This is a genomic window from Mycobacterium florentinum (assembly GCF_010730355.1).
Lineage (GTDB): Bacteria > Actinomycetota > Actinomycetes > Mycobacteriales > Mycobacteriaceae > Mycobacterium > Mycobacterium florentinum.
Genome location: NZ_AP022576.1, coordinates 1665020 through 1678615 on the forward strand (window position 1 = coordinate 1665020; position 13596 = coordinate 1678615).

Here is a 13596-nt window from a genome sequence, read left to right on the forward strand (position 1 = left end):
CCGGACATGTGCCTTGGAATTCCGGGCCGGATCGTGGAAATCACCGATCCGGCAAACTATTTGGCGAAGGTCGACGTCAGCGGCGTCCAGCGCACGATCAGTGTGCGCCTGCTGGAAGGCGACTTGCCCGAGCCCGACGAGTGGGTGCTGGTCCACGTCGGGTTCGCGATGGCCACGATCGACGAAACCGAAGCGCTGCTCACCTTAGCCGCGATCAAGAAACTCGGCGACGCCTACACGACCGAAATAGCGGCCTTCGACTCGTCGGCCATTATTTAAGGGGACGGCAATGAAATTCGTTGACGAATTCCGTGATCCCGCGGCGGCCCGCAAGCTGCTCGCCGCCATCGAACACCTGGCCGGTGCCGGCGGCGATCAGTTCAAGTTCATGGAGGTGTGCGGCGGGCACACCCACACCATCTACCGGCACGGTATCGAGCACCTACTGCCCGAAAACGTCGAATTGGTGCACGGCCCGGGCTGTCCGGTCTGTGTGATCCCGATGGGCCGCATCGACGACGCGATGTGGCTGGCCGGCCGGCCCGACGTGATCTTCACCTGTTTCGGCGACATGATGCGGGTACCCGGTTCGAACGGAAGCCTGTTGGACGCCAAGGCCCGCGGTGCCGACGTCCGATTCGTCTACTCACCGCTGGACGCTTTGAAGATCGCGGTCGACAACCCGGACCGCCACGTGGTGTTCTTCGCGATCGGCTTCGAAACCACCGCACCGTCAACAGCGGTCACACTGGTGCGGGCTCGCGATCTGGGCCTCGAGAATTTCAGCGTGTTCTGCAACCACGTCACGATCGTGCCGCCGATCAAGGCGATCCTGGAGTCGCCGGATCTGCGACTGTCGGGCTTCATCGGCCCCGGGCACGTGTCGACCGTGGTCGGCAACCGGCCGTATCGATTCGTCCCGGAGGTGTATCGAAAGCCGTTGGTAGTAGCCGGGTTCGAGCCGTTGGACATCCTGGCCTCGGTCGCGATGCTGCTGCGTCAGATCCGCGAGGGCCGCTGCGAGGTGGAGAACCAGTACAAGCGGGTGGTGCCCGAGAATGGCAACCCGGCCGCGCTGGCGTTGATGGGCAAGGTGTTCGCGCTGCGTCCGCATTTCGAGTGGCGCGGCCTGGGCTTCATCTCGCAAAGCGCGCTGCGGCTGCACGACGACTTCGCGGAGTTCGACGCCGAGCTGCGGTTCGCGATGCCCGGCGTGCGGGTCGCCGATCCGAAGGCATGCCAATGCGGCGAGGTGCTCAAAGGTGTGTTGAAGCCTTGGGAATGCAAGGTTTTCGGTACCGCGTGCACCCCGGAGACCCCGATCGGGACGTGCATGGTGTCCCCCGAGGGCGCGTGCGCGGCCTATTACAACTTCGGTCGCATGCACCGCGATGCCGTCAAGCTGGTGGCGCGGCCTTGAACCACCAGGGCGCCGAGATGTTCGCCCGCTACGCCTATGCGCCCAACGCGCTGGGCTATTGCGGTCCGCCCCTGGGCGCGACCCTGCGCGACGGCTCGGTCGATCAGTTGCGCGCCGCGGCGGCGACGTTCTCCGGGGCGTGGCCGTACCTGCGGGTGCTGTCCGCGCTGACCGGCATCGCCGACCCGCTGGATCATCGCCTGGTCGAATCGTATTGGCTCGGTGGCGGAATCGGCGCCGGCATCGATCCGCGGGCCTTCTTCGACGAGTTGCTGGCGATCATCGGTCCGCAGGCCGGCCGGTACTGGTCACACCTGACACCGGAGTTGGCCGGCGAAGCCGCCGGCAACCACTGCTTCCACGTGTTCGGGGTGTATCCGTGGACGCGGTTTTTGGGCCGGGGTATGGACGATCACCCGCTCAGCGTGCTGGACAACTGCCGGATCACTTGGGGCACAGTCGTTTCCCGAACGGCAGACGATGTCGAGGTGAGGTGCCGACGGCTGGTGTGCGACGGGTCGGTGCTCGCGCTCGCCCAACCGTCGGTGCGAGCACTCGACGTCTGGGCCGACGGGTACAGCGCGGTGCCCGATGTGGCCGTCGGTGACGAAGTCGCGGTGCACTGGGGCCGGCTGTGTGGCCGGCTGGACCCGCGGCAGGTGCGCGCGCTTTCCGAGAGCACCGACCGGCAGCTGCGGGTGACCAGCCGACGGCTGGCGCACGTCTAGCCATGCCAGACTGGGGCCATGTCTGGTCCAGCGCCCGGGTCCCTGTGCGATGTGCTTCCCGCGGCGGCGGCACTGCTCGGAGTACCGGATGCCGTCGACCGGTTGGCGGTCACGGAATCGGTTGCCGAACAGGTTGATCGGGTCGCCGTCGTGCTGGTCGACGGCCTGGGCTGGCACCTGTTGCCGGAATTGGAGGGTAGCGCGCCGCTGCTGGCCTCGGTTTTGGCCGGCGGCGTCGGGCAGATGAGCCAGCTCCTGTGTACCTTTCCGTCGACGACGCCCAGCAGCCTGGTGTCGCTGGGCACCGGCGCTCGGCCGGGTGAGCACGGCATTCTCGGCTTCACCCTCAACGTCCCCGGCACCGAACGGGTACTCACCCACATCTATTGGCGTGACGACCCGCCGTCGGCGCAGTGGCAGCCGTTGCCGACCTGGTTTCAGCGGCTGCAGCGCCGCGGGGTGGCCGCGCGGGCGGTGCTGCCGGCGTTGTTCATGGGCAGCGGGCTGACGGATTCGGCGTATCGCGGTGCCGACTTTCGCCCGAGCGGCCCCGACGACGACTACGCCCAGCTGGTCATCGACGAGTTGCGCGCGGCACCCGGGCTGGTCTACGGCTACACCGCCGACCTGGACACCGCCGCGCACCTGTTCGGTATCGGATCGCCGCACTGGCACGCGGCGGCCGCGCGGGTCGACGCGCTGCTGACCCGCCTGGTCGACACCCTGCCCGCGAACGCGGCGCTGCTGGTGACCGCCGACCACGGCGGCCTCAACGTCCCGCCGCAGGCCCGTGTCGACCTGGACACCGACACCCGGCTGAGCGAGGGCATCCGGGTGGTCGCGGGCGAACCGCGGGTGCGCTACCTGCACACCGTGCCGGGCGCGGCGGCCGACGTGCAGGCGACATGGAGCGGGCTGCTGGACGGCCGGGCCGAGGTCTACGGTCGCGACCAGGCGGTGGCCACCGGGATGTTCGGGCCGGTCGACCCGGGGCATCTGGCGCGCATCGGCGACGTCGTCGTGATCTGCACCGGCGACACCGCGGTGCTGGCCACCAAGCGCGAGCCCCCGGAAGCGGCCCGGCTCATCGGATTTCACGGTGGGGCCACCGCGGCCGAAATGGCGATCCCGCTGATCGTTTTCGGATAGCCGGCGCATCCGACATCGCGATTCAAAACGGTTGCAGCACAGCTTTATTGGTGTCGACGTGTGACGCAGGACACGTTGATCGCCGACAGTGCACAACAGACTCGGATCGACCTCACAGCTGGCGACGGCCGATCACCAGTTTCGTCCTGTACAGTCGGGCCACTGTGAACGTTCGAGGCGCTTGTCACTCTCGACGGTGGCAGCCTGCCATCGCTGTCATTGCCGCACTCAGTCTGTTTGCCAGTCTCATCGCCGGTTCCGCGTTGCGGTCCCAATTTTCGGCGGCCACCCTGCCCGAGCCGGCGGCCTGGTCGCACACGATCCCGAATTCCGCACACTCGCATACCGATAGCGCGTCGGCGGCAACGGTGCACCTTCAACACGCCCGATCATGGGATTCGTCACCGGCGACCAAAAAGCCATTCCACAGCATGTGGATGACACACGACCGCCCGGACACGTGGACGCCCTCGCCGTCACAATCGCCGCGGTCTGTGCTGCCGGATTCGTTTGCCAGCACGGTTTTTCAATTCGGCGATGTAAGCACCCGCTCCTCCGCGGCCGAATGCGGCGGCCAAGAAATATTGGCGCTGTTGTGCGTAACTCGTACCTGATAGCACGGCGCTAACCTGTTGGGTCGCCTCACCTGTACCGGTGAGGTGTTGTGAGGCCTATTACAACTTTCACAAATGGAAAACGCGACAGCCCTTTGCGGCGTTCTATTTCGCGTCGACATCTTGAGGGGGAAGTCCATGGATTTCGCAGCGCTACCGCCGGAAATCAACTCGGGGCTGATGTATTCGGGCCCCGGCTCGCGATCGATGATGGACGCCGCCACGGCGTGGGACGGGCTGGCCACACGCCTGTACGGCGCAGCGGCGCAATGCAGTTCGGCAACCGCAAACCTGGCGGCCGCGCCCGCCCACGCAGATTGGCTGAATGGCGTTGCGGCACAAGCCGCACAGACGGCCACCCAGGCTACTAAAGCCGCAAGCGCCTACGAGCTGGCATTGGCGGCGACGGTGGCTCCTGCCGCGATCCAGGCCAACCGCATGCTGCGGACGTGGCTGGCCGAGACGAACTGTCTGGGCCAATCGAGCCCGGCGATCGCGGACGCCGAGAGTGACTACGACCACATGTGGGCCCAGGACGTCGACACGATGCACACCTACGCCCGGGCCAGCGCGGATGCCGCGGCCGTGACACCGTTCGTCTCACCGCCGCCGGCCGGTGTGAATTCCGGCCAGGGCGGCTGGGGGCTGCGGGTGGCCCCGCAGGTGATCTCGGCCGGCCGCCAAGTGATCTCAGCGATTCCCCACGCTCTCGATGCCCTGTACGCGGCACCGCCGACGGCTTTCGACGAGTTCCTGTCGCCGGTGACCCCGGCGCTGTCGAAGCTCGGATCGCTGTGCGCGCCATCGGACTTCGCGATCAACCACCTGAATTCCCTGAACAAGGCCGCGGCGCTGAGGCAGGCGGCAATGTTGTTGTCCCGCTTGCCGAACCGCGGTCGCAGCGCGACGTCGGGCGTTGGCCGCGCGGCATCGATCGGGACGCTGTCGGTGCCCCAGGCATGGATCGCCAAGACCCCACGCCCGGCCACCCCGGACCGCGGCCGGGGGTACGAGCCAATGCATTTGGTCGGAACCGGTGAGCGGCCCAAATGGCCGCAGACCCGCTAGCGGCCCGACGCGATCCGCGTGCTGGACGCATAGGAGCCGGCGGCGTCGACGATCGCGTGGAACAGTCGCAGGTCGTCGAGGAACTGCTCGGGATGCCACTGCACCGAGACCACGAAGTTGTCCCCGGGCACCTCCAGCCCTTCGACGACGCCGTCGGCGTCCCAGGCGCTGACGACCAGGCCGTCGCCGACCTTGTCGACGGCTTGGTGGTGATAGCACCATGCATCGGCGGACTCGCCGAGCAGCCCGGCCAGCTTGGTCCCCGCAACGGTGCGGACTCCCAACTTGGTGAAGCGTCCGTAGCCCGCGTGATGCCCGCGGTGGCCGAGAACGTCGGGCAGGTGCTGATGCAGCGTTCCCCCGAATGCGACATTGAGCATCTGCGTGCCGCGGCAGATGCCCAGCACCGGCAGGCCGCGGTCCAGCGCGCCCCGCAACAGCGCGAATTCGAACGCGTCGCGGACCGTGCGGGGTGCGTCGGTCTTCGGATGCGGTTGCTGGCCATAGGCGGCCGGGTCGACGTCATAGCCGCCGGTGATCACCAGCCCGTCCAGGTGGTCGAGCAGGCTCTCGGTGATGTCGGGGTCCACCGGCTGCGGCGGCAGCAGCACCGCGACGCCGCCCGCCTTGATGATGCCCTCGAAATAGTTCGCGCCCAGGTATCCCGCCGGGATATCCCAGCCGTCGGACTGCACCTGCTCGAGATAACTGGTCAGGCCGATGACCGGCCGCGGTGTTCCGGAGGGGTTCACGCGCGCTACCAGGTGCTGGTGCGCAGGACGATCTCGGCCGCCAACTGCGCGGTCGACTCTTGGGCATTGCGTCGTCCCAGCAGGTCCACGCTGCGGTAGTCGGCGTAGACGAACCGCTGGCTGTTGGTGGCGACGGTGCGTCCGGCCGGCGTGCTGACCAGCACGGTGGTGCCGATCTCCACCGGCGGGCAGTGGTCGTCGCGAATCACGCCGTTGACGTCGGCCACGCGCGGATGTCCGCGGTCGACGACGACCAGACCGACAAACCGGCCCAGTTTGGTAGCCGCCAGCTCCCAGGCGATGTCGCCGCCCGCGCGGTCGCCCACCACCACCGCCCAGCTGATGCCGAGCCCGTCGAGAATGCCGATCACCGACTTCGGGGTCAGCCGGGGGTCGAGGCCGATGACGACGGTGCGCAGCGACGCGGTATGGAGGCGCTCGCAGACCGCGTCGTACGCGGCTAACTCGCGCTGTTCGTCGCCGAGGATGACGACGACGACACCCTTCTCAGGACCGGACACGCCCACCGGGACGGGAAACCCGTCGAGCGTGGTCATCATCGAGGGCACTTACGCACGCTACAGGCAATATTGGCACTGCGCGAGGTTTCTCGCGCGCGGTGCTACGGTCGCAGCCGGCTCGCGATGTGTGGTCGTGGTGGCGGGCCGTCGAGCAGGTCGAGGACGGCGTCCAGATCGAGGTGAGACGCCAGCAACTCGGCGGCCACATCCAGTTGGGCGTCGCGTCGCGCCGCGACGTCGGTGTCGTCGGCGACTACGAACCTTGTCCGCCCGGCGGCCTCCGCCGCTTCGGTCAGCCAGTCACGGCGAAAGCCGTCGTTGTCGAGCAACCCGTGCCAGTGGGTGCCGAACACCGCGCCGTGCGCAAGGCCGTGCAGGTCGTCGCCCGCCTGGAACCACGGCTCGTTGATGTAGCGGGCAAGCCGGCCGTGGTGGATTTCGTAGCCGCGCAGCGGCCGCTCCCAGCGCCGCAGCACCTTGTCCGCGGCGAACACGATGTCGGCGTCCAGCAGGCCCAGCCCGTCGACCACCCCGGCGCCCGACTCGACGCCGTCCTCGATGCGCCGGCACAGCATCTGGAATCCCCCGCAGATGCCCAGCACCGGTTTGCCGGCCGCGGCGTGCTCGGTGATCGCGGCGGCCAGGCCTTGATCGCGCAGCCACCGCAGGTCGGCGACGGTCGCCTTGCTGCCCGGTAGCACCACCAGGTCGGCGTCGGCCAGGTCGGCCGGGTCGCTGATCCAGCGCACCAGCACACCCGGCTCGCAGGCCAGCGCCTCGATGTCGGTCGAGTTGGAGATCCGGGGCAGCCGGACGGCGGCCACCCTGAGCCACTCGTCACCGCGCGGCGGGGCCGGTCTGCCGACGACGCGATGCGCGACGACCGAGAGCGAGTCCTCGGCATCCAGCCAGAGCTCGTCGGTGTAGGGCAACACCCCGTAGGTTGGGCGGCCGGTCATGTCGAGGAGTTGGCGCAGCCCGGGCTCGAGCAGCGCGGGGTCGCCGCGGAACTTGTTGACGACGAAACCCGCGATCAGCGCCTGGTCTCCCGCCTCGAGCACCGCGACCGTCCCGAACAGATGGGCCAGCAAGCCGCCACGGTCGATGTCGCCGACCAGGATGACCGGCAGGTCCGCCGCCCTGGCCAACCCCATGTTGGCCAAATCCGTTGCGCGCAGATTGATTTCAGACGGCGAACCGGCCCCTTCACAGATCACCACATCGAATTCTTCACGCAGCGAAGCCAATTCGTCGGTGACGATCCGAGCGAGCAGGTCGCGATGCTCGAAATAGCTTGCAGCACTGACTGAGTCGGCGACGTGCCCGCGTATCACCAACTGCGACGTCCGGTCACTGCCCGGTTTCAGCAGGATCGGGTTGAACCGCACGCTGGGCTCCAGCCCCGCGGCCCGGGCCTGAATCGCCTGGGCGCGGCCGATTTCGCCGCCCTCGGTGGTGACCACCGAGTTGTTCGACATGTTCTGCGCCTTGAACGGCGCGACCCGCACACCCTTGCGGGCCAGCAACCGGCACAGGCCCGCGACCACGACCGATTTCCCGGCATCGGAGCTGGTGCCCGCGACCAGCAGAGCGCCGTTCACGTGTGCGAGCGGCTCAGGCGACCGTGAGGATTTCGGCGCCGGTGTCGGTGACCAGCAGGGTGTGCTCGAACTGTGCGGTCCACTTGCGGTCCTTGGTGACCACGGTCCAGCCGTCGTCCCAGATCTCGTAGTCCAGCGCGCCGAGATTGATCATCGGTTCGATCGTGAACGTCATCCCCGGCTGGATCTCGGTGGTGACGGACGGCTGGTCGTAGTGCAGCACGACCAGACCGTTGTGAAACGTGGTGCCGATACCGTGGCCGGTGAAGTCGCGAACCACGTTGTACCCGAAGCGGTTTGCGTATGCCTGGATGACGCGGCCGACGACCGACAGCGCCCGCCCCGGCTTGACGGCGTTGATCGCGCGCATCGTCGCCTCACGGGTCCGCTCGACCAGCAGCCGGTGTTCCTCGGACACGTCGCCGGCCAGGAACGTCGCGTTGGTGTCGCCGTGCACCCCGTCGATGTAGGCGGTGACGTCGATGTTCACGATGTCGCCGTCTTCGATCACCGTCGAGTCCGGGATGCCGTGGCAGATCACCTCGTTGAGCGACGTGCAACACGACTTCGGGTAGCCCTTGTAGCCCAGGGTCGACGGATAGGCGCCGTTGTCGACCATGTACTCGTGTGCGATGCGGTCCAGCTCGTCGGTGGTCACCCCGGGCGCGACGGCCTTGCCCGCCTCCTCGAGCGCGCCCGCCGCGATCCGGCCGGCGACGCGCATCTTCTCGATCACCTCGGGTGTCTGTACCCACGGCTCGGTGCCCTCTTTGGCGGTGGGCTTCCAGGCGTATTCGGGGCGCGGGATGCGGTTGGGCACCGGCAGAGTCGGGGACAACACTCCGGGCGAAAGCGCGGTGCGAACAGGCATCCCACTAGTTTAATCGGGTTCTCGCTGCGACGATGCCGGCAGCCAACGCAGCGTGGAGTGGTGCACGGCCGCGTTGAGTGTGAACGTAGGGCGGAAATTCTTCGGTTTTCCCGCCCTCAACGCACACGCGACGCCGTAACCCGCGCCGTCAACGCACCCGCGACGGCCAGCGCAGCGAGCGGCGCGGTCCCCGGATGGTCACCGAGCCGCACACCACCCGCCCGGTCAGCACCACATGCGGCCTGCCCTCGCCGGGTGCATCCTTGCGGCGGTCGCGGGCACTGCCGCCGTAGACCTCGACGTCGTCGATCGAGGCGCTAGCGCCCTCCGGGAGCCAGATGTCGACCGAGCCGAACCGCACGTCGAGCTCGACAACCACCACCGGGCCGGCGAACCGGGCCTTGGTGAGCTCGAGCTTGACCGATCCCAGCCGGCGGACCAGCGCCAACCGGGTGGGCACCGTCCATTCGCCGTGTCGGCGCAGCGAACCGGCCCAGCCGCGCAGCTCGACCCGATCAGCCGCCGAGGTGACGATCGCGCCCGGCCCGGGCAGGTCACCGACCAGGCCGTCCAGCTCGACCTGGGTGCGCGCGTAGGACACCCGCGACGAGCGCTGCTCGAACTCGTCGATATCGATCAGACCGAGCGCAACGGCGTTGTGCAGCCGCCGCATCGTGCCGTTGCGGTCCGCATCGGACACGCGCAGCGTCACCATGTCCCCGCCGCTATCGGTCATCTACGCAATTTACCGCTGCCGCGGGCCTGGCGAGCCGGCGCTTCAGGTCAGATAGCCCGGCGGCAGCGACTCGAACATGAACTTGGTCATCCGGACCGCCCACTCGGAGCTGCCGCCGCCGACGATCAGCGCGGCGAAGGCCAGATCGCCGCGATACCCGGCGAACCACGAGTGCGACCCGCCCGGGAACTCGGCCTCACCGGTCTTCCCGTAGATCTCGCCGCAGCCGTTGATCTCCTTGGCGGTCCCGTTGGTGACCACCAGCCGCATCATCGGCCGCAGCGCATCGATCATCTTCGGGCTGATCGGGGTGCTGTCGCCCTCGACCGTCGTCGGATGGCCCGCGATCAGTTGCGGCACAGGCGTTTTCCCGGCCGCGACGGTGGCCGCGACCAGGGCCATGCCGAACGGACTGGCCAGCACCCGGCCCTGGCCGAAGCCGTCCTCGGTGCGCTCGGCCATGTCCACCGTCGGCGGCACCGAGCCGGTCACCGTGGTGATGCCGTCGACGGTGTAGTCGATGCCGATCCCGTATTCGGCGGCCGTCTGCGTCAGGCCGCGCGGCGGCATTCTGCTGCTCAGCTCGGCGAACGTGGTGTTGCACGAACTGGCGAATGCCCGGGACATCGACACCACGCCGAGGTCGAAGCCGCCATAGTTGGGAATGGTGCGGTGCCCGATGTCGAGATGCCCCGGGCAGCCGAGCATCGAGTTGGGCGTGGCCATGTCGCGGTCGACGGCGGCCCCGGCGGTGATCATCTTGAACGTCGACCCGGGCGGGAAGAGGCCGTTGGTGGCGGGCAGGCCGTCGGCGTCGGCCGCGCCATTCTGGGCGATCGCGAGGATCTCCCCGGTCGACGGCTTGATCGCGACGATCATCGCCTTGCCGCCCTTGTTGTCCACCGCGCGCTGGGCGGCGTTCTGCACCAGCCGGTCCAAGGTGATCGACACCGACGGGGCCGGCGCCCCTTCGACCTCATGCAGCACCGCGACGTCGACGTTGTTCTGGTTGACGCTGACCACCCGCCAGCCCGCCTGACCGTCGAGCTGGTCGATCACGGCCTTCTTGACCTGGCCGACGACGGCCGGCGCGAAATGTGGGTCGGTGGCCAGCATGTCGGCCTGCGGTGTCACCACGATGCCGGGCAAGCGGCCGATCACGGGAAACACCTTGTCGTTGTCGGCGGGAAGCAGGGTGACGCCCAGATCCACCTGGTTGGGTGTCGAGCTGGCGCGCTCGGCGAGCAGCTGCGGGTCGGTCAGCGTGTCGTTGAAGGGCCGCAGCACGTCGACGATCGAGTGGGTGGTGTAGCTCAGCGACTGCGGCGATCCGGCCTGAGTAGCGTCCAGCGTGTAGTGGTAGCGGTAGCCCGGCGCCAGCACGTCGCTGCCGCCGAGTTCGTTCACCGAGGCGCGCCGCGGCGGGTCGGCGCGCAGCGCGAACGTCTGGTGCTCGCCCAGCTTGGGATGCAGCCCGCTGGGCGCCCAGCGGACCTCCCAGTGCCCCTCGTCGCGGGCCATCTTCAGCTGGCCGTCGTAGCTCCACACCCGGTTCTTGGGCAGATGCCAGCTGAACCGATAGTTGACCGTGCCGGTGTCCTCGGCGTACTTCGAGCTGAGGATCTGCGCGTCCAGGTGGGTCGCCTGCAGCCCGGCCCAGGCCGCGTTGAGCGCCTCGCGCGCCTCGTTGGGGTTGTCGCTGAGTTGGGCGGCCGTCGCGGTGTCGCCGACGGCCAAGGCGCGGAAGAACTTCTCCGCGGCGGGGCCCGGGCCGTCGGGCCGCGGCGTGCATCCAGACAGCGCGGCGGCCGCGACGAGCAGCAGGGTCGCGGCGACCGAAACAGCTGATACTGGTGAGGTTTTTGTGGCCATCGTTGCTGATGTTAAGAACTGAGGCTTGGACTGCGGCGCCGACACACCGAGACCCAAGCGTTATGTAACGCAGCCGACTTCCGTTTCTGCCAAATGTGCGGACCGGCGCACATTCGATGGCGAGTGCCCGGATAGCCGCACACTCGCGAGCGGTGCGGGTTGTTCCCGAACCTCAGTCGAGCAGCACGGTTGCGAACGTGCCGACCTCGGCGAAGCCCACCCGGGCGTAGGCGGCCCGCGCCACCTCGTTGAAGTCGTTCACGTAGAGGCTGGCGATGCGCCCACTGCCGACGATCACGGCGGCCAGCATCGCGGTGCCGCGGGCGCCGAGCCCCAGGCCACGCCACTCAGGGTGCACCCAGACGCCCTGGATCTGGCCGACCGCGGGCGATTGCGACCCCACCTCGGCCTTGAAGACGACCTGACCGTGCTCGAAGCGGGCCCAGGCGCGCCCGGCGGCGATCAGGCTGGCCACCCGGCGCCGATAGCCTCGACCGCCGTCGCCGAGCCGCGGGTCGATGCCGACCTCGCCGATGAACATGTCCACCGCGGCGACCAGGTAGGCGTCCAGCTCCTCGGGCCGCACCTGGCGCACCTCGGCGTCGAGATCGCACATCGGGTGTTTGGTCAGCGCCATCAGCGGCTGGCGTTCGCGCACGTCACGCGCCGGCCCCCAGGCCGTCGCGAGCCGCTCCCACATCGGCAGCACCAGGCTGGCCCGCCCGACCAGCGAGGAGCAACGCCGCGTGCCGCTCATCGCCTCGTCGGCGAACGCATTCAGGTCGGCCGGCAGCCCGCGCAGCGGGATCAGGTTGGCGCCGGCGAAGCACAGCGACTCGTCAGCGCCACGGCGGGTCCACAGCTCCCCACCGATCGCGCCGGGGTCGATGCCGTGATCGGCGACGCGGGAGGCGACCATGCAGGACCCGATCGGGTCCTCGTCCAAAACCCGCCCCACCGCGGCGGCGTCACGCACCACGGACACCCGTCTGTCGCCAACGAGGCGAAACAGGGGCGGAGCCGACATCTGGCGAACTCTCTGTGGTGCGAACTGAGGGGCCAGCAAGAGCGAACTGGTCTTATCAGCTTACGGTGACAATTGGCGTCCCGCTTGCTGTTGTGCCAGGACCGTTATCACTTTCCTCGCCCATTTCGGAGGCCAGCCGCATCGCCTCTTCGATCAAGGTCTCGACGATCTGGGCTTCGGGAACGGTCTTGATCACCTCGCCCCGAACGAAGATCTGGCCCTTGCCATTTCCGGAGGCAACGCCGAGATCGGCCTCGCGGGCCTCCCCCGGACCGTTGACGACGCAGCCCATCACCGCGACCCGCAACGGCACGTCGAGCCCGTCCAGGCCCGCGGAGACGGCGTTGGCCAGGGTGTAGACGTCGACCTGCGCACGACCGCACGACGGGCAGGAGACGATTTCCAGCCCGCGCGGCCGCAGGTTCAGCGACTCGAGAATCTGAATGCCGACCTTGACTTCCTCGACCGGCGGCGCCGACAGCGACACCCGGATGGTGTCGCCGATACCCCGCGACAGCAGGGCGCCGAAGGCCACCGCCGACTTGATGGTGCCCTGGAAGGCCGGTCCGGCCTCGGTCACGCCCAGGTGCAGCGGGTAGTCGCACGCCGCGGCCAGCTGCTCGTAGGCCGCGACCATCACGACGGGATCGTTGTGCTTGACGCTGATCTTGATGTCGCCGAAGCCGTGCTCCTCGAACAGCGAGGCCTCCCACAGCGCCGACTCGACCAGCGCCTCGGGCGTGGCCTTGCCGTACTTCTCCATGAACCGCTTGTCCAGCGAGCCGGCGTTGACGCCGATGCGGATGGGGATCCCCGCCGCGCCGGCCGCCTTGGCGACCTCACCGACCCGGCCGTCGAACTCCTTGATGTTGCCCGGATTGACCCGCACCGCAGCACATCCGGCGTCGATCGCGGCGAAGATGTACTTCGGCTGGAAGTGGATGTCGGCGATCACCGGGATCTGGCTGTGCCGGGCGATCTCGGCCAGCGCGTCGGCATCCTCCTGACGCGGGCAGGCCACCCGGACGATGTCGCAGCCGGCGGCCGTCAGCTCGGCGATCTGCTGCAGCGTCGTGTTGACGTCGTGGGTCTTGGTGGTGCACATCGACTGCACCGAAATCGGGGAATCGCTGCCGACGCCGACGTCGCGGACCATCAATTGGCGCGTTTTGCGCCGGGGCGCAAGTGTGGGCGCCGGAGCCTCCGGCATGCCCAGGCCAATGTCCACTGTTCGACT

13 protein-coding genes are annotated in these 13596 nt (G+C 68.3%); 5 read left to right on the top strand and 8 right to left on the bottom strand.

Translation table 11 applies throughout. The annotated features are described in order from the left end of the window. The first annotated feature begins 6 nt into the window (after positions 1 to 6). From G6N55_RS07840 to G6N55_RS07860, 5 genes are all read left to right on the top strand, one after another. Entirely contained in the window at positions 7 to 279 is a 273-nt protein-coding gene (locus G6N55_RS07840) for a HypC/HybG/HupF family hydrogenase formation chaperone (RefSeq protein WP_085226438.1), read from the top strand. Positions 280 to 289: 10 nt separating this feature from the next. Continuing rightward, a complete protein-coding gene (gene hypD / locus G6N55_RS07845; protein ID WP_085226436.1) occupies positions 290 to 1420 on the top strand; it encodes a hydrogenase formation protein HypD in 1131 nt (376 codons plus the stop codon). Continuing rightward, positions 1417 to 2148 (top strand): DUF6390 family protein, encoded by a 732-nt coding sequence (locus G6N55_RS07850; RefSeq protein WP_264001428.1) that lies wholly within the window; start codon positions 1417 to 1419, stop codon positions 2146 to 2148. Before hypD ends, G6N55_RS07850 begins: the two co-directional genes overlap by 4 nt. An 18-nt stretch (positions 2149 to 2166) precedes the next feature. Further along, positions 2167 to 3297 carry an alkaline phosphatase family protein gene (locus G6N55_RS07855; protein WP_085226434.1) on the top strand — a complete coding sequence of 377 codons (1131 nt, stop codon included), beginning with the start codon at positions 2167 to 2169 and terminating at the stop codon, positions 3295 to 3297. Between the two features lie 752 nt (positions 3298 to 4049). Further along, positions 4050 to 4979: a PPE family protein gene (locus G6N55_RS07860; protein WP_085226432.1), complete on the top strand. Its 930-nt coding sequence runs from the start codon at positions 4050 to 4052 to the stop codon at positions 4977 to 4979. Here G6N55_RS07860 and G6N55_RS07865 read toward each other — a convergent pair. The 8 genes from G6N55_RS07865 to ispG all read right to left on the bottom strand — a co-directional run bounded on the left by G6N55_RS07865 (position 4976) and on the right by ispG (position 13587). After that, entirely contained in the window at positions 4976 to 5731 is a 756-nt protein-coding gene (locus G6N55_RS07865) for a gamma-glutamyl-gamma-aminobutyrate hydrolase family protein (RefSeq protein WP_232078944.1), read from the bottom strand. The two genes, G6N55_RS07860 and G6N55_RS07865, sit on opposite strands and share 4 nt — an antisense overlap. A 5-nt stretch (positions 5732 to 5736) precedes the next feature. Then, a complete protein-coding gene (locus tag G6N55_RS07870) occupies positions 5737 to 6291 on the bottom strand; it encodes an alpha/beta hydrolase (protein WP_085226429.1) in 555 nt (184 codons plus the stop codon). Between the two features lie 62 nt (positions 6292 to 6353). Further along, positions 6354 to 7853: a cobyric acid synthase gene (locus tag G6N55_RS07875; protein ID WP_085226427.1), complete on the bottom strand. Its 1500-nt coding sequence runs from the start codon at positions 7851 to 7853 to the stop codon at positions 6354 to 6356. A gap of 13 nt (positions 7854 to 7866) precedes the next feature. After that, a complete protein-coding gene (gene map / locus G6N55_RS07880; protein WP_085226425.1) occupies positions 7867 to 8724 on the bottom strand; it encodes a type I methionyl aminopeptidase in 858 nt (285 codons plus the stop codon). A gap of 148 nt (positions 8725 to 8872) precedes the next feature. Next, complete coding sequence (locus G6N55_RS07885; protein ID WP_085226423.1) at positions 8873 to 9460, bottom strand: DUF1707 SHOCT-like domain-containing protein; 588 nt, start codon at positions 9458 to 9460, stop codon at positions 8873 to 8875. 42 nt (positions 9461 to 9502) lie between these two features. Beyond that, on the bottom strand, positions 9503 to 11332 hold the full coding sequence (locus G6N55_RS07890; protein ID WP_085226421.1) for a penicillin-binding transpeptidase domain-containing protein: 1830 nt from the start codon (positions 11330 to 11332) through the stop codon (positions 9503 to 9505). A 172-nt stretch (positions 11333 to 11504) separates the two neighbouring features. After that, a complete protein-coding gene (locus G6N55_RS07895) occupies positions 11505 to 12359 on the bottom strand; it encodes a GNAT family N-acetyltransferase (protein ID WP_085226420.1) in 855 nt (284 codons plus the stop codon). 55 nt (positions 12360 to 12414) lie between these two features. Beyond that, positions 12415 to 13587, bottom strand: coding sequence for a flavodoxin-dependent (E)-4-hydroxy-3-methylbut-2-enyl-diphosphate synthase (ispG, locus tag G6N55_RS07900; RefSeq protein ID WP_139827067.1), 1173 nt, complete (start codon positions 13585 to 13587; stop codon positions 12415 to 12417). Positions 13588 to 13596: the final 9 nt, after the last annotated feature.